24 protein-coding genes are annotated in these 21,590 nt (G+C 53.3%); 14 read left to right on the forward strand and 10 right to left on the reverse strand.

The window, feature by feature from the left end; translation table 11 throughout:
• Positions 1-7 precede the first annotated feature (7 nt).
• Both FDW97_RS15705 and FDW97_RS15710 read left to right on the forward strand, forming a co-directional pair.
• Positions 8-862: an L-ribulose-5-phosphate 3-epimerase gene (locus FDW97_RS15705; protein WP_137351289.1), complete on the forward strand. Its 855-nt coding sequence runs from the start codon at positions 8-10 to the stop codon at positions 860-862.
• Entirely contained in the window at positions 862-1,548 is a 687-nt protein-coding gene (locus FDW97_RS15710; RefSeq protein WP_137351290.1) for an L-ribulose-5-phosphate 4-epimerase, read from the forward strand. The genes FDW97_RS15705 and FDW97_RS15710 overlap by 1 nt, the downstream gene beginning before the upstream one ends.
• Positions 1,549-1,610: 62 nt before the next feature.
• Here the strand turns inward: FDW97_RS15710 and FDW97_RS15715 are convergent, their stop codons facing one another.
• Together FDW97_RS15715 and yjfY are read right to left on the reverse strand one after the other, a co-directional pair.
• Complete coding sequence (locus FDW97_RS15715; RefSeq protein WP_137351291.1) at positions 1,611-2,804, reverse strand: MFS transporter; 1,194 nt, start codon at positions 2,802-2,804, stop codon at positions 1,611-1,613.
• Between the two features lie 168 nt (positions 2,805-2,972).
• Complete coding sequence (yjfY, locus tag FDW97_RS15720) at positions 2,973-3,248, reverse strand: DUF1471 family protein YjfY (RefSeq protein WP_038636575.1); 276 nt, start codon at positions 3,246-3,248, stop codon at positions 2,973-2,975.
• A gap of 298 nt (positions 3,249-3,546) precedes the next feature.
• On the opposite strand from yjfY, the gene FDW97_RS15725 reads away from it, so the two are divergent.
• From FDW97_RS15725 to FDW97_RS15750, 6 genes are all read left to right on the forward strand, one after another.
• The gene (locus tag FDW97_RS15725; protein WP_038636579.1) at positions 3,547-4,311 is read left to right on the forward strand and encodes a TSUP family transporter; all 765 of its coding nucleotides are present in this window, start codon (positions 3,547-3,549) and stop codon (positions 4,309-4,311) included.
• 158 nt (positions 4,312-4,469) lie between these two features.
• The gene (rpsF, locus tag FDW97_RS15730; RefSeq protein ID WP_003025672.1) at positions 4,470-4,865 is read left to right on the forward strand and encodes a 30S ribosomal protein S6; all 396 of its coding nucleotides are present in this window, start codon (positions 4,470-4,472) and stop codon (positions 4,863-4,865) included.
• Positions 4,866-4,871: 6 nt separating this feature from the next.
• Positions 4,872-5,186 (forward strand): primosomal replication protein N, encoded by a 315-nt coding sequence (gene priB, locus FDW97_RS15735; protein ID WP_006686338.1) that lies wholly within the window; start codon positions 4,872-4,874, stop codon positions 5,184-5,186.
• 4 nt (positions 5,187-5,190) lie between these two features.
• On the forward strand, positions 5,191-5,418 hold the full coding sequence (gene rpsR, locus FDW97_RS15740) for a 30S ribosomal protein S18 (protein ID WP_000135199.1): 228 nt from the start codon (positions 5,191-5,193) through the stop codon (positions 5,416-5,418).
• Positions 5,419-5,459: 41 nt separating this feature from the next.
• The gene (gene rplI, locus FDW97_RS15745) at positions 5,460-5,909 is read left to right on the forward strand and encodes a 50S ribosomal protein L9 (RefSeq protein WP_003025676.1); all 450 of its coding nucleotides are present in this window, start codon (positions 5,460-5,462) and stop codon (positions 5,907-5,909) included.
• Positions 5,910-6,050: 141 nt separating this feature from the next.
• Entirely contained in the window at positions 6,051-6,974 is a 924-nt protein-coding gene (locus tag FDW97_RS15750; protein ID WP_137351292.1) for a DMT family transporter, read from the forward strand.
• Between the two features lie 47 nt (positions 6,975-7,021).
• On the opposite strand, the gene FDW97_RS15755 is transcribed toward FDW97_RS15750, so the two are convergent.
• Entirely contained in the window at positions 7,022-7,672 is a 651-nt protein-coding gene (locus FDW97_RS15755; RefSeq protein ID WP_069324743.1) for an OapA family protein, read from the reverse strand.
• 219 nt (positions 7,673-7,891) lie between these two features.
• Here FDW97_RS15755 and fklB point away from each other — a divergent pair, with 219 nt between their 5' ends.
• Together fklB and cycA are read left to right on the forward strand one after the other, a co-directional pair.
• Positions 7,892-8,512 (forward strand): FKBP-type peptidyl-prolyl cis-trans isomerase, encoded by a 621-nt coding sequence (fklB, locus tag FDW97_RS15760; RefSeq protein WP_038642968.1) that lies wholly within the window; start codon positions 7,892-7,894, stop codon positions 8,510-8,512.
• A 308-nt stretch (positions 8,513-8,820) separates the two neighbouring features.
• Positions 8,821-10,230, forward strand: coding sequence for a D-serine/D-alanine/glycine transporter (gene cycA, locus FDW97_RS15765; RefSeq protein WP_137351293.1), 1,410 nt, complete (start codon positions 8,821-8,823; stop codon positions 10,228-10,230).
• A gap of 83 nt (positions 10,231-10,313) precedes the next feature.
• Here cycA and ytfE read toward each other — a convergent pair whose 3' ends face one another.
• Positions 10,314-10,976, reverse strand: coding sequence for an iron-sulfur cluster repair protein YtfE (gene ytfE / locus FDW97_RS15770; protein WP_069324744.1), 663 nt, complete (start codon positions 10,974-10,976; stop codon positions 10,314-10,316).
• Between the two features lie 244 nt (positions 10,977-11,220).
• Here ytfE and FDW97_RS15775 point away from each other — a divergent pair, with 244 nt between their 5' ends.
• Entirely contained in the window at positions 11,221-12,792 is a 1,572-nt protein-coding gene (locus FDW97_RS15775) for a methyl-accepting chemotaxis protein (protein WP_061382738.1), read from the forward strand.
• Between the two features lie 61 nt (positions 12,793-12,853).
• On the opposite strand, the gene FDW97_RS15780 is transcribed toward FDW97_RS15775, so the two are convergent.
• From FDW97_RS15780 to FDW97_RS15790, 3 genes are all read right to left on the reverse strand, one after another.
• Entirely contained in the window at positions 12,854-13,822 is a 969-nt protein-coding gene (locus FDW97_RS15780) for a DMT family transporter (RefSeq protein ID WP_110496170.1), read from the reverse strand.
• Between the two features lie 76 nt (positions 13,823-13,898).
• Positions 13,899-14,723: an AraC family transcriptional regulator gene (locus tag FDW97_RS15785; protein ID WP_137351294.1), complete on the reverse strand. Its 825-nt coding sequence runs from the start codon at positions 14,721-14,723 to the stop codon at positions 13,899-13,901.
• A gap of 81 nt (positions 14,724-14,804) precedes the next feature.
• On the reverse strand, positions 14,805-15,653 hold the full coding sequence (locus FDW97_RS15790) for an SDR family oxidoreductase (protein ID WP_061382740.1): 849 nt from the start codon (positions 15,651-15,653) through the stop codon (positions 14,805-14,807).
• Positions 15,654-15,743: 90 nt separating this feature from the next.
• Between FDW97_RS15790 and FDW97_RS15795 the strand changes: the two genes are divergently transcribed.
• Positions 15,744-16,124 carry a helix-turn-helix domain-containing protein gene (locus FDW97_RS15795; protein ID WP_038642973.1) on the forward strand — a complete coding sequence of 127 codons (381 nt, stop codon included), beginning with the start codon at positions 15,744-15,746 and terminating at the stop codon, positions 16,122-16,124.
• A 62-nt stretch (positions 16,125-16,186) separates the two neighbouring features.
• On the opposite strand, the gene cpdB is transcribed toward FDW97_RS15795, so the two are convergent.
• The gene (cpdB, locus tag FDW97_RS15800; RefSeq protein WP_069324748.1) at positions 16,187-18,130 is read right to left on the reverse strand and encodes a 2',3'-cyclic-nucleotide 2'-phosphodiesterase; all 1,944 of its coding nucleotides are present in this window, start codon (positions 18,128-18,130) and stop codon (positions 16,187-16,189) included.
• 186 nt (positions 18,131-18,316) lie between these two features.
• On the opposite strand from cpdB, the gene cysQ reads away from it, so the two are divergent.
• Entirely contained in the window at positions 18,317-19,057 is a 741-nt protein-coding gene (cysQ, locus tag FDW97_RS15805; protein WP_038636607.1) for a 3'(2'),5'-bisphosphate nucleotidase CysQ, read from the forward strand.
• On the opposite strand, the gene FDW97_RS15810 is transcribed toward cysQ, so the two are convergent.
• Positions 19,047-19,604 carry a YtfJ family protein gene (locus FDW97_RS15810; RefSeq protein ID WP_038636612.1) on the reverse strand — a complete coding sequence of 186 codons (558 nt, stop codon included), beginning with the start codon at positions 19,602-19,604 and terminating at the stop codon, positions 19,047-19,049. The two genes, cysQ and FDW97_RS15810, sit on opposite strands and share 11 nt — an antisense overlap.
• Before the next feature lie 327 nt (positions 19,605-19,931).
• Here FDW97_RS15810 and FDW97_RS15815 point away from each other — a divergent pair, with 327 nt between their 5' ends.
• The gene (locus FDW97_RS15815; protein ID WP_003025710.1) at positions 19,932-20,138 is read left to right on the forward strand and encodes a DUF1107 domain-containing protein; all 207 of its coding nucleotides are present in this window, start codon (positions 19,932-19,934) and stop codon (positions 20,136-20,138) included.
• Between the two features lie 67 nt (positions 20,139-20,205).
• Here FDW97_RS15815 and FDW97_RS15820 read toward each other — a convergent pair whose 3' ends face one another.
• A complete protein-coding gene (locus FDW97_RS15820) occupies positions 20,206-21,546 on the reverse strand; it encodes a hemolysin family protein (protein WP_003025713.1) in 1,341 nt (446 codons plus the stop codon).
• Positions 21,547-21,590: the final 44 nt, after the last annotated feature.

Consider the following 21,590-nt stretch of genomic DNA (forward strand, 5'->3'; position numbering starts at 1 on the left):
AGCGACTATGCTGTCGAAACAGGTCCCGCTCGGTATTTATGAAAAAGCGCTCCCTGGAGGGGAATGCTGGCTGGATCGCTTGCGGCTGGCGAAAGAGTTAGGTTTTGACTTTGTCGAAATGTCGGTTGATGAAACCGATGCCCGCCTCGCGCGCCTTGACTGGAGCCGCGAGCAGCGTCTGGCGCTGGTGGCCGCCATCGCCGAAACGGGAGTACGTGTACCTTCTATGTGCCTGAGCGCTCACCGCCGTTTCCCGCTGGGGAGCGAAGATGATGCGGTGCGCGATCAGGGACTGGCGATCATGCGGAAAGCCATTCAGTTTGCGCAGGATATTGGTATTCGCGTGATTCAACTGGCGGGTTACGACGTCTATTACCAGCAGGCTAATAACGAAACGCGTCGTCGATTTCGCGAGGGGCTAAAAGAGAGCGTTGAGATGGCAAGTCGCGCGCAGGTGACGCTGGCGATGGAGATCATGGATTATCCGCTGATGAATTCGATCAGTAAGGCGCTGGGTTATGCCCACTATCTCAATAATCCGTGGTTCCAGCTGTATCCCGATATCGGCAATTTGTCGGCGTGGGATAACGATGTACAGATGGAGTTGCAGGCAGGAATAGGCCATATCGTGGCCGTTCACGTGAAGGACACCAGACCCGGCGTGTTCAAAAATGTGCCGTTTGGTGAAGGTGTTGTCGATTTCGAACGCTGTTTTGCGACGCTCAAACAGAGTGGGTATTGCGGGCCATACCTGATTGAGATGTGGAGCGAAACAACGGACGATCCGGCGCGTGAAGTGGCGAAGGCGCGCGATTGGGTGAAAGCGCGGATGGCCAGCGTAGGTCTGGTGGAGACGGTGTAATGCAAAAACTTAAACAGCAGGTTTTTGAGGCCAACATGGATCTGCCGCGTTACGGGCTGGTGACGTTTACCTGGGGTAACGTCAGCGCCATCGACCGCGAACGCGGGCTGGTGGTGATTAAGCCCAGCGGCGTCGACTACCAAACAATGACAGTGGATGACATGGTGGTTGTGGATCTGTATGGCAACGTGGTGGAAGGACGCTATCGTCCTTCTTCCGATACCGCCACCCATCTGGCGCTGTATCGCCGCTATTTATCTCTTGGCGGCGTGGTGCATACCCACTCAACCCACGCGACGGCATGGGCACAGGCGGGTCTGGCAATTCCGGCACTCGGCACGACGCATGCGGATTACTTCTTTGGTGATATCCCCTGCACGCGGGCGTTAACTGAAGCAGAGGTTGAGGGCGAATATGAGCTGAATACCGGCAAGGTGATTATCGAAACGCTGGGGAACGTGGAGCCTCTGCATACGCCCGGCGTGGTGGTGTATCAGCATGGTCCGTTTGCCTGGGGTAAAGATGCGCACGACGCGGTACACAACGCTGTGGTGATGGAAGAGGTCGCAAAAATGGCATGGATTGCGCGTGGCATTAATCCGACCCTCAGCCCCATCGACAGTTATCTGATGAATAAACACTTCATGCGTAAGCACGGCCCAAACGCCTACTACGGGCAGAAGTAACGTCTTTGCCCCGGACAACGTGCATCTGCGGATGTGCGTCACCGATCTGTTCGGGGCAATCTTCAGCGTTGCTGGTAAGCCGCTGGCGTAAAACGCATTCCTGCTAAAACTATCGCACAAATGGCAGCACCAGCGTAAAACGTCGAGGCTGCGCCCAACGTTTCCCACAGAATGCCCGCGCCGGTACTGGCTAACAGCAGGGCGATGCCACTGATCAGATTAAACATACCGAAGGCCGTACCGCGTAGTTCTGCTGGCGCGGTATGCGCAATCATGGCAGCCAGCAACCCTTGCGTCATGCCCATATGAATCCCCCACAGTCCCACGCCTATCAGTAACGTGCTCCAGTGGTGACTCAGCGCCAGAGTGATATCCGCCGCGATCAGGACCAGCAGTCCCGCCTGTAACATGCGGGTGTGGTTCATGCTGTCAGACATTTTTCCAAAAGGATAAGCCGACAGACTGTAGACCAGATTCATGGCGACCATTACCAGCGGAATGGCAAACAGCGGGATATCCATTTGATATGCGCGCAACACGAGAAACGCTTCGCTAAAGCGGGCGAGCGTGAAGAGCGCGCCCAGTCCCACGACCCACCAGTAGGCTGCACTCAACTTTTTCAGGTTTTCCCGTCGTAACGGATTGGTGCGTTTATCAGTGACGGGGGTTTTCGGTTCACTCAGGCCAAACCATAGCAGGGCGATAGAGAGTACCCCAGGGATGACGGCAACCCAGAAGATAGTGTGAAAATCGTTGTTCCATAGCAGCATTAGCCCGACGGCGAGCAGGGGGCCCAGAAATGCGCCAATGGTATCCAAAGACTGACGCAGACCATAGGCGGCGCCGCGGATCTCGGACGGGGTGACATCCGCGACTAACGCATCCCTGGGGGCACCGCGAATACCTTTACCCACACGATCAATCATGCGAGCGCTGAGTACCATGCCTGATGAGCCCGCCATCGCGAACAGGGGCTTACTCAGTGCCCCCAAACCATAACCGAGCATCGCCAGCCCTTTGCGTTTTCCCAGATAATCACTGAGAACGCCGGAAAAAACCTTAATGATCAGCGCGGTGGCTTCAGCTAATCCTTCAATCAGGCCAATGATAATGACGCTGGCTCCCAGCGTGGTTGCCATAAACAACGGCAGCAGGCTATGGATCATTTCGGAGGAGACATCCATAAGCAGACTCACGCCGCCCAGCACCCAAACGCCTTTTGGTATGCGATTCAGCGTCGCATAGCGTGCAAACATGGTTTCGCCCCAGAGTATCAGTTCGGTAATGCTTTATTTAATCAGTAAATGATGACCAGGATAAGATACAAAGAAAAATAATTCTCATTTACCGGATGTGCAAAAAAAAGCCCCCGGTGAGGGGGGCAAGTCAAACGGTGGCAATGTTCTCGTTGGTTGTTTCTGGTGCTAGCGATAAATATCCGCACTGGCGTGCATATTTCCGTTACTGCCGGGTTCCCTGGTGAGGATCACGTGGTAGTAGTTTGCGCCTTGCGCATCGGTCTCTTCATTCAGGGCCTGAGTGGCTTCACTTTCAGTGGCGAAGTTATGATTTATGTAAATGACGCCTAAGCTCTGCACATCATCCATATTCCTGGCCTGATGATTGTCAATTTGGATGGCTGCCGTTGCATTTGCACTGAGCAAAAGCACAGCCAGAAGGGTCAAAACACGGGCTCGCATATGTACCTCCTCGACTGCGGTCTCTGGTTGCTTCTCTCCTGTGAGTGATGAGCTTCTGATGTAATTTTAACCGCTACCGGCGCAGGCGTTAGCGACCATTTCTGATGCAGTTGTTCAAAAAATTACCGCATACCCGCCTTTTCTTTTATTTACAGGTAACTGATAGATACCGCTGCGTTAAAAAATACCTGTATTTCGCGCACAAGCTCATACCAAATAGTCAATTTAAACGGATGGATACCCTGTTTATAGTGAGCCGTATAATTAATATAACTTTATGATAATAAGGCAAAAACTTATGGATACTTCATTCATGGATTTCAGCTACTTCGTGATTATGTTTATGGTCGCACTGGTGGCTGGCTTTATTAACGTGGTGTCGGGCGGCGGTGGGTTTCTCTCTATTGGCGCACTGTTAATTTCTGGTTTACCCCCGGCGAATGCGCTGGCAACCAACAAAATTCAGGCGCTGGGCAGTTCGCTAACCTCCGGGATTTACTTTTTACGCCGGGGACATATCAACGTGCAGGAGCACAAGTATGTATTCCTGTCTGCTTTTATCGGCTCAGCGTTAGGCACGACGCTCATTCAGTTCATTGAACCGGAGGTGTTGAAAAAACTGCTTCCGGTACTGATTATCGCCGTCGCCATCTACTTTATTTCCGCTCCCAACCTCAGCGAACCGAAAAGAAAGCCGCAGGTATCCCTGTTTTTCTTTTCTCTGATCTGCGGCGGCTGCATTGGCTTTTATGATGGATTTCTTGGCGCTGGTGCGGGTTCCTTTTATACGCTCTGCTATATCCTGTTGTGGGGATACAGCATCGATAAGGCACAAATTCACTCGAATTTTATTAACCTTGCATCGAATATCGCCTCGATTTTGTTCTTCATTTTCGGCGGCAAAATGATCTGGTCGCTGGGGCTGGTGATGTTTGCCGGACAATCGCTCGGCGCGCGCCTGGGCGCAACGGTGGTACTGACGCGCGGAAAGAAAGTTATCCGGCCGATGATTGTCATTGTCTCCATTTGCATTAGCGTCAAAATGCTGCTGGATATGTATTAATGGCGACATGGTAAATAATCGTACAAGCACCTTGAGTTTACCGGCTGACCCCAGTATTATGACGCGTCATTTTTCAGCCGACCTTTAACACGTTCCTTGCCTCCATGGGCCTCGGCTGACCCAGACAGGAGGCTGAATAATCCGTAAGGAGCAATTCGATGCGTCATTACGAAATCGTTTTTATGGTCCATCCTGACCAGAGCGAACAGGTTCCGGGTATGATCGAACGCTACACTGCTGCCATCACTGGCGCAGAAGGCACGATCCACCGTCTGGAAGACTGGGGCCGCCGTCAGCTGGCTTACCCGATCAACAAACTGCACAAAGCTCACTACGTTCTGATGAACGTTGAAGCGCCGCAGGAAGTGATCGATGAGCTGGAAACTACCTTCCGCTTCAACGATGCCGTTATCCGCAGCATGGTTATGCGTACAAAACACGCTGTTACCGAAGCATCTCCGATGGTTAAAGCGAAAGACGAGCGCCGTGAGCGTCGCGATGATTTCGCAAACGAAACCGCAGATGATGCTGAAGCTGGGGATTCTGAAGAGTAATTTCTGATGACCAACCGTCTGGCGTTGTCCGGCACCGTGTGCAGGGCCCCCCTTCGAAAGGTCAGTCCATCAGGAATTCCTCATTGCCAGTTCGTGCTTGAGCATCGTTCTGTGCAGGAGGAAGCCGGGTTTCACCGGCAGGCGTGGTGCCAAATGCCCGTTATTGTTAGCGGACACGAAAACCAGGCCATTACTCACAGTATAACGGTCGGTAGCGCAGTAACCGTTCAGGGGTTCATCTCTTGCCATAAGGCAAAGAACGGCCTGAGCAAAATGGTTCTGCATGCCGAGCAGATTGAATTGATAGATTCTGGAGACTAGCCATATGGCACGTTATTTCCGTCGTCGCAAGTTCTGCCGTTTCACCGCGGAAGGCGTTCAAGAGATCGACTATAAAGATATCGCTACGCTGAAAAACTACATCACCGAAAGCGGTAAGATTGTCCCAAGCCGTATCACCGGTACCCGTGCAAAATACCAGCGTCAGCTGGCTCGCGCTATCAAACGCGCTCGCTACCTGTCCCTGCTGCCGTACACTGATCGTCATCAGTAATCGGTCACGGTCCATTAATACGACTTTGAGAGGATAAGGTAATGCAAGTTATTCTGCTTGATAAAGTAGCAAACCTGGGTAGCCTGGGTGATCAGGTTAACGTTAAAGCGGGCTATGCTCGTAACTTCCTGGTACCACAGGGTAAAGCTGTTCCTGCTACCAAGAAAAACGTTGAATTTTTCGAAGCGCGTCGCGCTGAGCTGGAAGCTAAACTGGCTGACGTTCTGTCCGCTGCTGAAGCTCGTGCTGAGAAAATCAACGCACTGGAAACCGTAACCATCGCGTCTAAAGCAGGCGACGAAGGTAAACTGTTCGGTTCCATCGGTACTCGCGACATCGCTGACGCTGTAACTGCAGCTGGCGTTGAAGTAGCTAAGAGCGAAGTTCGTCTGCCGAACGGCGTTCTGCGTACCACTGGCGAGCACGAAGTGAGCTTCCAGGTTCACAGCGAAGTGTTTGCTAAGCTGACTGTAAACGTAGTTGCGGAATAAGTTTTTATTCTGCTAACCGCGTAAAAGCGCCGGCCCAGTGCCGGCGTTTTGCTTTTCTGTTCCCCGTCTTTCTCTCTGGCTATTCTTTGTCCTTTTCGGGATAATCATAAAAATAAAACATTATTTCAAAGTGGTGATGGAATGGAACCAACGCACCAACCTCTGTTTGCGCGTAAAAATGTTGTCTATCTGAGCGCGGCATTCTGCTGCTTGCTGTGGGGGAGCGCCTACCCGGCGATCAAAAGTGGATACGAGATCTTCCAGATTGCCACGGATGACATTCCCTCGAAAATTGTCTTTGCCGGCTATCGCTTCCTGTTTGCGGGATTATTGTTGCTCCTGCTGGCGGTGGCGCAGCGTAAACCGATTGGCCGGTTAAGTCCGCGTCAATATGGTCAGCTCACGTTGTTGGGGCTGACGCAGACTTCGCTGCAATATATTTTCTTTTATATTGGCCTGGCGTTCACCACGGGGGTGAAAGGGTCCATCATGAACGCGACAGGCACGTTCTTCAGCGTGCTGCTGGCGCATTTTATCTATCAGAACGATGAACTCAGCTACAACAAGGCGCTGGGTTGTATCCTGGGCTTTCTCGGCGTGATGGTGGTGAACTTTAACAGCGGACTGGATTTTAGCTTCAGCCTGTTAGGGGACGGCTCGGTAGTGATGGCTGCCTTTATTCTCTCCGCCGCTACGTTATACGGCAAACGCATTTCTCAGACGGTCGACCCGACGGTAATGACGGGGTATCAACTGGGCGGTGGCGGTCTGGCGCTGGTGATCGGCGGTTACGCTTTTGGTGGCACGCTGACCGTACACGGCGCGTCTTCGTTGGCGATTCTGGGCTACCTGACGTTGCTCTCTTCGGTGGCATTTGCCTTGTGGAGTATTTTGCTTAAACACAACCGCGTGGGGATGATTGCGCCGTTTAACTTCCTGATCCCGGTTTCAGGCGCGGTACTGTCGGCCATTTTCCTCGGCGAAAATATTCTCGAATGGAAATATGCAGTAGCGTTGGTGCTGGTCTGTTCGGGGATCTGGTGGGTGAACAAGGTGAAACGCTAACGCTTCACCTTGCTGCCTGATGGCACTGCGCTTATCAGGTGTGCTGGCTATCGGGCGCGAATAAAACTGCCGTTAGGCTGGCGGGTAAACAGGACCTGCTGGCCATTACCCGTATCGATGGTTAACCCTGTCACTACGCCACTGGCATTCTGCCTGATCTGCACCATCTGTCCGTCTTTCAAATTGCTCAGCGGTTTCCCGGCCCCTTCTACCTGCGCCATGGCGTACACATCGGTTGGCGGGAGATTGTGGTCACGGAATACCTGGGCCAGCGTTTTACCCGAATCTACGCGGTAGGAACGCCACTGCTGGTCAATTCCACTATCCGGCTGGAAAGGTTGCGTCTGTGGCTGAGATTGCTGGGCCTGCGGTTGTGCGTCTGGTTCCCCTTCCTGGATGGGTTCCGGCGCAACCGGCGCGACCTGGCCAGGGTCGTTTTGCGGGGCGACCAGTTGTGCCTGAAGCTGGGCCTCCGTCGGCGGCTGTGACTGCGACTGCAAATCCAACTGGGCAGTACGCGCGACCACTGGTGCATCGCTGTTGTCGCTGGAAGGGAGCAGGAAACCGATCACCAGCACGATAGCAGCAGCAATAATGCCGCGGCGGTGCATCGGCGGCAGCGGGTCCATAATGCGAAAATTGTCCGGTGCATGCCAGATTTTCGCCAGGGTTGGTTTTAATTCAAAGCGCCCGGGCATGGCTTTCCTCCTGCTCCGCGTCTCGTTCCTCAGTCATAGAGTATAGATCGCTAACTCTATGATACTTGTTCGGGTACCCGCTTTCGTGACATTCATGCGGACAATAGTCATTGTTTCTTTTTCCTCGCGATTTGTCATCAGTTCCCGAGACAAAGTTTTACCGGATGCGGCATGGCTGATATGCTGCCCGCTACTTTACATCCGATGAAAGGAAATATGATGGCTACCCCGACTTTTGACACTATCGAAGCGCAAGCAAGCTACGGCATTGGTTTGCAGGTAGGACAGCAGCTGAGCGAATCCGGTCTGGAAGGGCTGTTGCCTGAAGCGCTGGTAGCGGGTATCGCTGACGCGCTGGAAGGCAAGCATCCGGCAGTGCCGGTTGATGTTGTGCATCGCGCACTGCGTGAAATCCACGAGCGTGCTGATGCAGTTCGTCGCGAGCGTTTCCAGGCTATGGCCGCTGATGGCGTTAAATATCTGGAAGAAAACCGTGAGAAAGAGGGTGTGAACAGCACTGAATCCGGTTTGCAGTTCCGTGTTCTGACCCAGGGCGAAGGTGCTATCCCGGCACGCACCGACCGCGTTCGCGTGCATTACACCGGTAAACTGATCGACGGTACCGTGTTCGACAGTTCTGTCGCACGTGGCGAACCGGCTGAATTCCCGGTTAACGGCGTCATCCCTGGCTGGATTGAAGCGCTGACTCTGATGCCGGTGGGTTCCAAATGGGAACTGACTATTCCTCAGGAACTGGCTTACGGCGAGCGTGGCGCTGGCGCGTCCATTCCTCCGTTCAGCACGCTGGTATTCGACGTTGAACTGCTTGAGATTCTGTAAGCAGTGACTTCTGTTCCCCCCGAGGCCGGGGGGAGCAAAGAAATAGCGTGAAAAGCTATAGTTACGCCGTTGTCGATATTTTATCTTGCAAATGCCTCACCAGCGTGTATTTTTGTGAGCTGATTCGCGCTATCAGAGTGATATGACACTCACTTTAAACATTAAATTAACATTATATCTAAATCTTAGTATTCATCCCGCCAATTCTTACCTAATATCGATGAGTCCTGATAACAGGATCGTCGTATCATAGACACACTAAAGGCCGTAGAGCCTGAACAACACAGACAGGTACAGGAAGAAAAAACATGGTAGATCAGGTAAAAGTCGAAGCCGCAGAAGAGGCTTCGTCTGAACAGTCGCTACGGCGCAATCTCACAAACCGTCATATTCAACTTATTGCCATTGGCGGCGCTATCGGTACCGGCCTGTTTATGGGCTCCGGTAAAACTATTAGTCTTGCCGGACCGTCGATCATCTTTGTGTATATGATCATCGGTTTCATGCTGTTTTTCGTGATGCGGGCAATGGGAGAGTTGCTGCTCTCGAATCTGGAGTACAAATCATTTAGTGATTTTGCCTCCGACCTGCTTGGGCCATGGGCCGGGTATTTTACCGGTTGGACTTACTGGTTCTGCTGGGTTGTTACCGGGATGGCCGACGTTGTCGCCATTACGGCGTATGCGCAATTCTGGTTCCCTGAACTCTCAGACTGGGTCGCCTCGCTGGCGGTGATCGTGCTGCTGCTGAGCCTTAACCTCGCCACGGTAAAAATGTTCGGTGAGATGGAGTTCTGGTTTGCGATGATCAAAATCGTTGCCATTATCGGTCTGATTGTCGTCGGCCTGGTGATGGTGCTGACGCACTTCCAGTCGCCAACTGGCGTTCAGGCATCGTTCACGCATCTGTGGAATGACGGTGGCTGGTTCCCGAAAGGGCTGAGCGGCTTCTTTGCCGGCTTCCAGATTGCGGTGTTCGCGTTTGTGGGCATTGAGCTGGTGGGGACAACCGCTGCGGAAACCAAAGATCCGGAGAAATCTCTGCCGCGCGCCATTAACTCGATCCCGATCCGTATCATCATGTTCTACGTTTTCGCGCTGATTGTGATTATGTCCGTCACGCCGTGGAGCTCGGTGGTGCCATCCAAGAGCCCATTCGTTGAACTGTTTGTCCTGGTCGGTCTGCCCGCGGCGGCGAGCCTGATCAACTTTGTAGTGCTAACTTCTGCGGCCTCTTCCGCAAACAGCGGCGTGTTCTCTACCAGCCGTATGCTGTTTGGTCTGGCGCAGGAAGGCGTGGCGCCTAAAGCGTTTGCCAAGCTGTCTAAACGCGCGGTTCCGGCGAAAGGTTTAACCTTCTCCTGTATCTGCCTGTTGGGCGGCGTGGTGATGCTGTATGTGAATCCGAGCGTGATTGGCGCGTTCACCATGATCACCACCGTGTCGGCGATTCTGTTCATGTTCGTATGGACCATCATTCTTTGCTCGTACCTGGTGTACCGCAAGCAGCGTCCGCACCTGCATGAAAGATCAATCTACAAGATGCCGCTCGGTAAGCTGATGTGCTGGGTGTGTATGGCGTTCTTTGTTTTCGTACTGGTACTGCTGACGCTGGAAGAGGATACTCGCCAGGCGCTGATCGTGACGCCGCTGTGGTTCATCGCGCTGGGTCTGGGCTGGTTGTTTATCGGTAAGAAACGTATGGCAGGCGTGCGTTAGGCGTAGCCATATCGGACACAAAAAAGGCCACATAAGCAGTGGCCGAATTCGGACTTCAGGAAGGCGCTCTCGGGCGCCTTTTTTTATTCACCTGCGAGGGCACGCGGGAACAACACATTATTTTCCAGACTGATGTGTTCCATCAGGTCGTCGATCATCTCGTTAATGCCGTTATACATGGCTTTCCAGGTGGTGCAGGCTTCTGGCGGCGGCGTCACATTATGGGTGATGTGTTTGATCACTTCGACCAGTTCACCGGCATCGTCATGCTCGCTTTCCATCACGCTGATTGGTCCCATCGCCTGGCTACCCATGCCCTGTTTAATCATCGGGAACAGGATCTGCTCTTCCTTCATCATGTGGCTGGACAGCTCTTCATGCAGCATGCTCAGGTTCTTCGCCAGACCGCGCGGTACGTTCGGTTTGTCTGCGTGGACGCGTTCAACTTTCGTGGCCTGCAGGATCAGTTCCGGCAACTGTTCGCGATGTCTGTCGTGATAACGCACAATGATATGGTCGATGATTTCAGCCAGCGCCACGGTACGCCAGTCTTTCTCCAACGGCTGTTCAGCCAGTTGCGCGAGCTGCGCCTCGATAGCGTCTAAATCCAGCTCTTTACGCGCGGCAGCGCGTGCCAGCGTTTGCTTACCGCCGCAGCAGTAATCCATATCGTATTTACGAAACAGGGCCGAAGCGCGAGGAATAGAGAGCGCCAGTTCACCTAAAGGTTGATCGCGATAAGACATTGCCGTTACCTCATTCTCAATAATATAAGATGTATTTTAAATGCAACTTATAAGGAAGGCTATAACCCTTTCGGGGTGGGGTGTTTTGTGATGAGCGTCACGAAAATTTCTTATTTCGTTAAGGTGCTGAATCTTATTGAAAAGGGGAGAAATGGCGAAAAAAGCTGCGCCAGAGAATTAAATAAGCGCACGCCGCTGCCGATAGTTAGACCTCAGACAATACCTGCATAATAAAAGGCAACAGATGTTCAAACGAATCAAAGTGATAACCTTACTTATCACCGTGTTACTCGCGCTGGGCGCAATGCAGCTCATCTCCGCAGGCGTCTTTATTGGCGCACTCAATAACGATAAACAGAACTTTAATGTCTCTCAGCTTTCCAGTCAGAACGTGGCTGAATTTACCGATGCGTGGATTAGCCTGAACCAGGCTCGCGTCACGCTCAACCGGGGGATGCTGCGTTTACAGGGAACGATGGCCAGCGAGATCAACGGTGGTCAGTTGAAAGAACTGGTGAACACGGCAAATCGTCTGCTGGCCGAGTCGAAAGAGCATTACGATAAATACTACGCCCTGCCAGAAACGCCGGGGCTGGATGAGCGTCTGGCCGATCGGCTGGAAGAACAGTACGGCATCTATTCTGCGACGCTGGCTAAAATGAACGCGCTGCTGGCTGAAGGTAAGCTGGAAGAGATGTTCAAGCAGAATGCTGAGCAGAAGCAGACGGCCATGCAGGAAGTATATCGGGAATGGCGTGCCGCGCAAACGGCGCTGGCCACTGCCGGCGTGCAGGACAATGAGAGTGATTACCGCAAGATAATCTGGCTGTTGTCTGCCGTGATGTTGACTGTCGTCACTGTGATTGTCGCCAGCTGGCTGGCGATGCAGCGCGTGTTGCTCAAGCCGCTCCACGAGGTGATGGGACATATTCGCCACATCGCTGCGGGTGACCTGACGCATAGCATCAACGCCGATGGCAGCAATGAAATGGCGCTGCTGGCAAGTAATGTGCGTGACATGCAGCAGGCGCTGGCGAATACGGTCAGCGTGGTGCGTGACGGGGCTGACACTATCTACACCGGCGCGGGTGAAATTGCCGCAGGCAGTAACGATCTCTCTTCACGTACCGAGCAGCAGGCTGCCTCTCTGGAAGAGACCGCTGCCAGCATGGAACAACTCACCGCCACCGTGAAGCAGAACGCGGATAACGCGCGTCAGGCGACCAGTCTGGCAAAAAACGCCTCACAGACGGCGCTGAAAGGTGGAACCGTGGTTGATGGCGTAGTGCGTACGATGGACGAAATCGCCACCAGTTCCAGCAAAATCGCGCAAATTACCTCTGTTATCGACGGTATTGCCTTCCAGACCAATATTCTGGCGCTGAACGCGGCGGTAGAAGCGGCGCGTGCGGGCGAACAGGGCCGTGGTTTTGCCGTGGTCGCTGGCGAAGTTCGTACTCTGGCGCAGCGTAGCGCTCAGGCGGCAAAAGAGATTAAGGCGCTGATTGATGACTCGGGCAATCGGGTCAATGCCGGTACGGCGCTGGTGCATGAAGCAGGCGAAACGATGGCGGAGATTGTCAGCGCCGTGACCCGCGTGACCGACATTATGGGCGAAATTGCCTCGGCTTCTGATGAACAGAGCCGGGGTATCGATCAGGTAGGTCAGGCCGTTGCCGAGATGGATCGCGTGACGCAGCAAAATGCTTCGCTGGTGGAGGAGTCCGCTTCCGCTGCCGCCGCGCTTGAAGAGCAGGCAGCACGACTGAACCAGACCGTGGCGGTATTTAAAGTGTCGCGCCGGATGGCGGCGTAAACGCCTTATCCGGCCTACATGAGATCGTACAGTCCTTGTAGGCCTGATAAGCGCAGCGCCATCAGGCATCCCCTGAAACCGGCACTACCGCCGGTTTCTGCGGTTTTGACCGCACCGCAATTACCACGCCTATTACCAGCAGCGCAATACCGCTTAGCGTCAGCAGCGGCGGAAAAGCCTGGCGCAGCATAAAGGTATACAGCAGGCCAGCCAGCGTTTCGAAGACAATCAGCGGGCCGAGGATCACCGTCGGCAGCTTCTGGCTGGCGACGTTCCAGCACAGCGCGCCCACCCACGAACACAATACCGCAATGGCTATCATCAGGCCGATAAACACATCCGGACGCGGGCCGAAGGGCAGGGCGAAACCTGGCGTTTGCCCATGCAGCCACAGACATGCTGCAATGTACCCCAGCAGAGAAACGGGCAGCGTCACCAGCGCCTGAGCTGTCGCCCACATCATCGGATGCTTATCTGGATTCTCGCGCAGCCAGCGGGCATTACGCAGTGCATACCACGCCCAGCACACCACTGAGACAAGCGCCAGCACGATACCAGAGCCATAACGCCAGCCGCTGAAATCGGGTAATCCCTGGTTCAGCTCCGAGATATTCACGCACAGCAGGCCAATAGCAATTAATATCAGCGCAGGTGACAGACGCCACCAGGATAATTTACCGTCACGCTGGCTATAGAGCAGGTTGGCGAAGACCGGGATCACCACCGGTAATGTACCAATAATCATCGTTGATACTGGCGCGCCGGTACGCTGGATGGCGCTGGCCAGGCAAACGTAATAAATCAGGTTACCCATCATCGTTAGCGCCAGCGCCGTTATCCAGTCTTTACCCGTCAGTTGGCGCAGACGCGCGCGTCCCAGCCAGGCGATCGGCACGGCGATCAGCCCCAGCGCCAGATAGCGTCCCATCGACTGTAATACTGCCGGGTATTCCGGCACGATCAGCGGCCCGACAAAAATTAATCCCCACATCAGCCCTGCCAGCAGGGCGTACAGCACGCCGCTAATCATTGTTAACATCCACATCATTAAACATTGCGTTGAGTGTAGGCAGGGAGAGTGCAGCCGTATTGTATGAGATTGCGCATTAGCGCGAATAAACCTGCTTCTGATAACGTACCGGCGTAATGCCGTAACGATGAGTAAATGCGCGGGTGAGATGCGACTGGTCGGTCAAACCGGTTGCGGCGGCGACCTCTGCGGCGGGCATTCCGTGAGTGAGAAAACCTTTGGCTCGCCACAGGCGAATGGCCATCAGCATTTGGTGCGGCGTAACGTGGAAATGAGATTTAAACTGGCGTTGAAAATGCCAGGGACTCAGTGAGGCAACCCGCGCCAGTTCGTCGAGCGTTATCGGGTGCATGTAATTATCATGCAGATACTCGCGTACCCGCTCAAAGCGATGCGCCCCCTCTGTAGATGTTGGCGCATGGCGGGCCAGCGGCTGGAAGGTGTCGATCAGATCGAGCAATAACCCTTTTTGCGCCAGCGCATCCTCTGTGTTCCACAGGCCGTGGATCAGTGAGCAGATCTGGCGCGAGCGCAGCGGATCGTGACGCGTTACGTCATGAAACCACCAGTGGCGGATCCCGGTGACCTCTTCCAGAAGATCGGGCTCAAGATAGATCATCCGATAGCGCCAGCCATCGGCGGTTTCGGCTTCGCCGGTATGCAACTCATCGGGATTCATGGTGACGACAGAATGGGCGGGCGCGACGTACTGCGTACCGCGATAGCGAAAACGTTCGGCTCCGGCTTCTATCGCGCCAATGCCAAACGCTTCATGGGTATGTGGTTCAAAGGCGTAACGTGAGATGTGCGCATGATACAGCTCAACGCCCGGCACCTGCGCCAGATGGCGAAAGCGGGCGCTGTCTTTCTCATCAATAAACTGCTCAGGTACACCTTGCACGTTTTCTCTCCCCACGCATCATCCTGTCATTATCAGAGAGGATGCGCGGGGATGCCACCACAATTAACTAATTTTTAACACTTATACGATGCTTTTGACGCTGTCAGCCAATGATGTGGTTGGGCGGCCAATCAGTTTGCTCAACGTATGGCTGTCATCGAACAGACCGCCTTTAGAGGCGCCAACGTCAGAATCAGCCAGCATCTCCGCCAGCCCGGCAGGCAGACCAAAGCCTTTCAGCGCTGCGGCAAAATCAGCTTCGCTCAGGTTCTGATACACCACTTTTTTACCGCTCTGCTTTGCCAGCTCGGCAGCCAACTGGCTCAGGGTCCAGCCTGCATCGCCCGCCAGTTCGTAGGTTTTACCGGCGTGCCCCTCTTCACTGATGACGCGCGCGGCGGCAGCGGCATAGTCGGCGCGGGTTGCCGAGGCGATTTTGCCTTCTCCCGCCGCCCCGATAAAGACGCCGTGTTCCAGTGCAGCTGGCGCGCTGGCGAGATAGTTTTCGGTGTACCAGCCGTTGCGCAGTAGCGCATAAGCGATACCGGATTCAGCCAGCATCTTCTCGGTGGCGACGTGTTCATCGGCCAGCCCCAGCGGGGAGGTGTCGGCGTGCAGCAGGCTGGTGTAGGCGATAAATTTCACGTGGGCAGCCTTTGCTGCATTAATCACGTTGCGATGCTGTGGGGCACGTTGTCCCACTTCGCTGGAGGAGATCAGCAGTAGCTTGTCGATACCCTGTAAGGCAGTCGAAAACGCGGCTTCGTCGCTGTAATCCGCCTGGCGAACGGTAATGCCCTGCTGGCTAAGCGCCGTCGCTTTAGCGGGGTTACGCACGATAGCCACAATCTGGCTGGCAGGAACGGTTTTCAGTAGCGATTCAATAACGTGTTGGCCCAGTTGGCCGGTGGCGCCGGTAATTGCGATCATGGGGTAACTCCTTGGTATTGGTCTTGTGTTTAATCACGCTAACACTTAAACTTACTTTTAGTAAGTACGCACAAAAAGGTTAGTATGAAAATGACAGCGTCGACCCTCTCCCAGCAATTACGCGATGGCAATTTGTTTGCCGAACAGTGTCCCTCCCGCGAGGTGTTAAAACACGTCACCAGCCGCTGGGGCGTGTTAATTCTGGTGGCGCTGCGCGATGGTACGCACCGCTTTAGCGATTTGCGCCGGAAGATGGGCGGCGTCAGTGAAAAAATGCTGGCGCAATCCCTGCAGGCACTGGAGCAGGACGGATTTATCAATCGAGTGTCCTATCCGGTGGTGCCGCCGCACGTGGAATATAGCCTGACGCCGTTGGGTGAGCAGGTGAGCGATAAAGTCGCCGCGCTGGCGGACTGGATAGAACTGAATTTGCCGCAGGTTTTGGCGCAACGGGAAGAGCGGGTTGCGTGATAGGTTGGCAGTGTGTTTTGTAGGCCGGATAAGACGTTAGTGCGTCGCATCCGGCACGAGAGTTACTTACTCAAATCCAACTGATAAATCGCAAAGCCGATATCATCGGTAGCGACTTTTTTCAGCGGGTATTGTCCTTTCTCTTTGATAAACGCTGCGGCTTTCTCAGACGGTGACGTTTCAAAACGAATATCCAGTGGCGTATCACTGTGAATCGGCGCCAGACGCCAGTTGTTATCTGCCGCCGGATGAATTTCACCGGCACGCTTCGTCTCAGCACCAATCCATGCGGCCAGCACCGAGCGGTTTTCATCTGGTGACGCAAACGCGATGTGGTTGTCTCCGGTTCCGGCAAACTTACCGCCATAGGCGCGATAGTTGTTGGTCGCGACGAGGAAGGTGGCGTTAGGATCGACAGGCTTACCGTTAAAGGTCAGATTCTTAATCCGCTCTGCTTTTGGGTTGATGGTCTGGCACTCGCCGTCGTAGCGGGCGGGCTGTGAAACATCAATCTGATAATTCACGCCGTCGATCACGTCAAAGTTATAAGTACGGAACCCATCCCAGTTGATCAGCGACTGCGGCTTGCTGCTGTGAATATCAATTTGATTAAACTGCCCGGCGGAACATTCCAGCCACTCTTTCACCTCTTTGCCGCTGGCTTTCACGACCACCAGGGTATTGGGATAGAGATACAAATCAGCGGCATTACGGAAGGTTAACTGGCCTTTTTCGACTTCGACAAAGCTGGCCGGATCGTTCTTACGTCCACCGACCTTAAACGGCGCGGCCGCGGAAAGTACCGGCAATTTTGCCAGGTCGGGATCGCCCTGAATAAAATGTTCCACATAGGCTTTCTGGGCGTTATTCACTACCTGCACGGTCGGATCATCCTGAACCAGCGCCAGGTAGCTGTACATATTGTCGGCGGATTTACCGATCGGTTTGCTGACGAATTCACGAGTGGCGTCGTGATCGGCTTTCAGGATCTCTACGATTTTTTTGTCTTCACCGGCCAGTGATTTTTTCGCCGCGGCGTCATAAATGGGGCGTGCCTCTGCTTTCGCCTGGCTGACCTGCCATTTACCGCTGTCGTTATTCAGTACCAAATCCACGACGCCCAGATGATCGCCCCACATGCCCGGCATCACCGCCGGTACGCCATTGAGCGTGCCTTTCGCGATATCCGCGCCTTTAATATTGGCAAAATCTTTACCCGGGAAAACGGCGTGAGCATGACCAAACATAATGGCATCCACACCCGGTACTTCACTGAGATAATAAACGGAGTTTTCCGCCATCGTCTGATACGGGTCGGCAGAAAGGCCGGAGTGAGCAATCACCACCACGACATCAGCGCCTTTTTTCCGCATTTCCGGCACATACTTACGCGCGGTTTCGGTGATGTCATTTACCGTCACTTTGCCGCTAAGGTTAGCTTTATCCCAGGTCATGATTTGTGGTGGCACAAAGCCGATATAGCCAATCTTCAGCGTCTGCTTGTTACCTTGCTGGTCGACCACTTCAGTTTCTTTGATCAAATAAGGCGTAAATAGCGGCTTTTTGGTCTTAACATCGATGATATTGGCGTTAACGTAGGGGAACTTCGCTCCGGCCAGCGCGTTATGCAAATACGCCAGACCGTAGTTGAATTCATGGTTGCCGAGGTTACCCACCGCGTAATCCAGCGTATTGAGCGCCTTATATACCGGGTGAGTTTCGCCCGCTTTCAGCCCTTTGGCCGCCATGTAATCCCCGAGCGGGCTGCCCTGAATCAGATCGCCGTTATCAACCAGCACGCTGTTTTTGACTTCACCACGCGCGGCGTTGATCAGACTTGCCGTGCGCACCAGGCCAAATTTTTCAGTCGGCGTGTCTTTGTAATAATCGAAATCCATCATATTGCTATGTAAATCAGTGGTTTCCATTATTCGCAGATCGACGGTCGCGGCATTCACGCTGGCTGCAATCAGCGTTGCCAGAAGCGTTGCACTAAACTTAATCATCAGGGGCATCCTTTTAAGATCTAAGCCACAAAAGAAAATGTATATAAATCTTCTTGCTTACAGAACTGTGAATCATGACATGAATATAGCGTTTAAAACCGCAGACGCTATCACAGTTGGCGGATCCCCTGACGATCGGGTATAAGTAAAACAACGAGTTAACACCACTGACAAACGAGGTGGAGAATGTTAGAACATGTATGCCAGCTTGCACGGAACGCGGGCGATGCCATTATGCAGGTCTACGATGGAATCAAACCGATGGAGATTACCAGCAAGCAGGATGATTCTCCGGTCACGGCGGCGGATATCGCTGCGCACACGGTGATCCTCGAAGGATTACAGGCGTTGACGCCGGATATTCCGGTTCTGTCTGAAGAAGCTCCTCCTGGCTGGGATGTTCGCCAGCACTGGCAGCGCTACTGGCTGGTGGACCCGCTGGACGGTACCAAAGAGTTTATTAAACGTAACGGTGAATTTACCGTCAATATTGCGCTGATTGAACAGGGAAAGCCGGTGCTTGGCGTGGTTTACGCGCCAGTAATGAAGGTCATGTACAGCGCGGCAGAAGGTAAAGCGTGGAAAGAAGAGTGCGGTGTGCGCAAACAGATCCTGGTACGTGACGCGCGTCCACCGCTGGTGGTGATTAGCCGCTCGCATGCCGACAATGAGTTAAAAGAGTATCTGCAACAACTGGGCGAACACCAGACCACGTCGATTGGCTCGTCGCTGAAATTCTGCCTGGTGGCGGAAGGGCACGCGCAGCTGTATCCGCGTTTTGGACCAACTAACGTCTGGGACACCGCCGCTGGCCACGCCGTTGCCGCCGCAGCCGGAGCGCACGTTCACGACTGGCAGGGGAAACCGCTGGACTACACCCCACGTGAATCGTTCCTCAACCCCGGCTTTCGGGTCTCTATTTACTGAGCAATTTATGCAGCAGGGCAATCACCTGCTGCACCTCTTCCTGCGTTAATGCACCATCTTTTGCCCACTGTACGCGTCCGTCCTTATCGAGTACCGCAATAGCGGAGCTTTCTTCATCCAGTTGCCAGGCTTTACGCGCAATGCCGTTGCTGTCGACAATAAATTGTGACCATGGATAGAGCTTCTTGTTGCTCTCCAGACTGCTGCGCACAAACATACCGGAGCCGGGAATGGCGTCATCCGTGTTGACGATAGTGGTGGTCTGGTATTTGTCGTGCGGCAGGTTCGCCGCTTTGATAGCTTCAATCAGGTTCGCGTTTTTCTCTTTAGCGGAGGTGCGTCCGGCGATGTGTTGCACAATCCGTACTTTGCCGGGCAGTTGCGCGCTATTCCAGCTTTTGTAGCTAAACTTATCGTTATCAAGAATCAGTTCGCCGCGATCGGCGATCCCCACCGGTGGTACGCGCTGGTTAGTCTCAAACTTATGGGCGGAGGCAATCATCGGCAGCAGCAGGCACGACAGCGCCAGCAGTTTTCGTAAGGTCATAGGTTTTCCTTCTTTCTTTATTTTGCAGGTGATCCGACCACTTGGGTCTGGAATTTAATCATATGTGCGATTGATGCTTTTTCCCGCAAGCGCGATGCCAGTTTGCGGACGGGCGCACAAATCCTGCGAAAATCGAAGGCTTATACTGAAGACAGCGAAGCGTTGAAAAGATAATTCTGAATAATTGTAACTTGAAGGTAAATAAACTTATACACGCTGGAAACATCAACGAGATAGTCTATAGTCATAGGGCATTAAAATTTGCGCCTGAGGATTGTCGGACCGATTGTGGTACCGCAAAGGCGTAATGCTCAGCAGGAGACAACAATGAAAATTTTCCAACGATACAACCCGCTGCAGGTGGCGAAGTACGTGAAGATCCTGTTTCGTGGACGGTTATATATCAAGGACGTAGGCGCTTTTGAATTTGATAAGGGTAAGATTCTTATCCCAAAAGTGAAGGACAAGCTGCATTTTTCGGTGATGTCCGAAGTTAACCGTCAGGTCTTGCGTCTGCAAACTGAGATGGCTTGATCAAAGTGCTATGCGGTAGTTAAAAAAACGGCTCCAGGACTGGAGCCGTTGATGTTTCTGCAAGGCGCTATGACGCCTTCGCCTCTTCCTTCGCATCCGGCAGTTTTGGGACCAGAACGGTAGGTTTACTGTCCAGACGCGTCACCAGCAGTTGATCGATCTTATAATTATCGATATCCACCACTTCAAATTTGTAGCCTGAATATTTCACCGAGTCGGTGCGTTTCGGGATTTTACGCAACATGAACATCATAAAGCCGCCGATGGTCTCATAGTTGCCGGACTGCGGGAATTCGTCGATATCCAGGACGCGCATGACGTCATCAATCGGCGTACCGCCGTCGACTAACCATGAGTTTTCATCACGCGCCACGATCTGCTCTTCCAGGCCCTGACCAACTAAATCGCCCATCAGCGTGGTCATCACATCGTTGAGCGTGATAATCCCCACCACCAATGCATACTCGTTCATGATGACGGCAAAATCTTCGCCTGCGGTTTTGAAGCTTTCCAGCGCTTCAGAGAGCGTCAGCGTATCCGGGACAATCAGCGTATTGCGGATCTGCACGCCGCTGTTCAGCGCCATGCTCTGGTTGGCCAGCACGCGGTTGAGGAGATCCTTTGAATCGACATAGCCAATGATGTGGTCGATATCTTCGTTACACACCAGGAATTTGGAGTGCGGGTGTTCCGCCACTTTGTTCTTCAGGCTCTGCTCGTCTTCGTGAAGATCGAACCAGATAATGTTCTCGCGCGACGTCATTGAAGACGGTACGGTACGGGATTCCAGTTCGAACACATTTTCAATCAGCTCATGTTCCTGCTTGCGCAGAACACCCGCCAGCGCACCGGCTTCGACCACGGCGTAAATGTCGTCTGACGTGATGTCATCTTTACGCACCATGGGGATTTTAAACAGGCGGAAAATGTTATTTGCCAGACCGTTAAAGAACCACACCAGCGGGCGGAAGACCAGCAGACAGAAGCGCATCGGGTTGATGATACGCAAAGCCACAGCTTCTGGCGCAATCATACCGATGCGTTTCGGGGTTAAATCCGCGAACAGGATGAACAGGCCAGTAACCAGTGAGAAGGACAGAATAAAACTTAACTGTTCGGACAGCTCTGGAGCGAAGTACTTTGAGAACAGACTGTAAAACGCCGGGGAAAAGGCCGCATCACCAACGATACCGCCGAGAATGGCGACCGCGTTAAGGCCAATCTGCACCACGGTAAAAAACATGCCGGGGTTTTCCTGCATCTTCAAAACACGCTGTGCGTTTACATTGCCTTCATCGGCAAGCAGTTTAAGTTTGATTTTGCGTGATGCGGCAAGCGAGATCTCGGATATCGAGAAAAACGCACTCACGGCGATCAGGCAGAGAATGACTAAAATACTGTTTAACATATCTTATCCGACCGTTCGGGTCAGATCCTCGGAAGGGAGAAGTT

Origin of the sequence: Citrobacter sp. wls708, assembly GCF_005281255.1 — a bacterium.
GTDB classification, from domain to species: Bacteria; Pseudomonadota; Gammaproteobacteria; order Enterobacterales; family Enterobacteriaceae; genus Citrobacter; species Citrobacter werkmanii.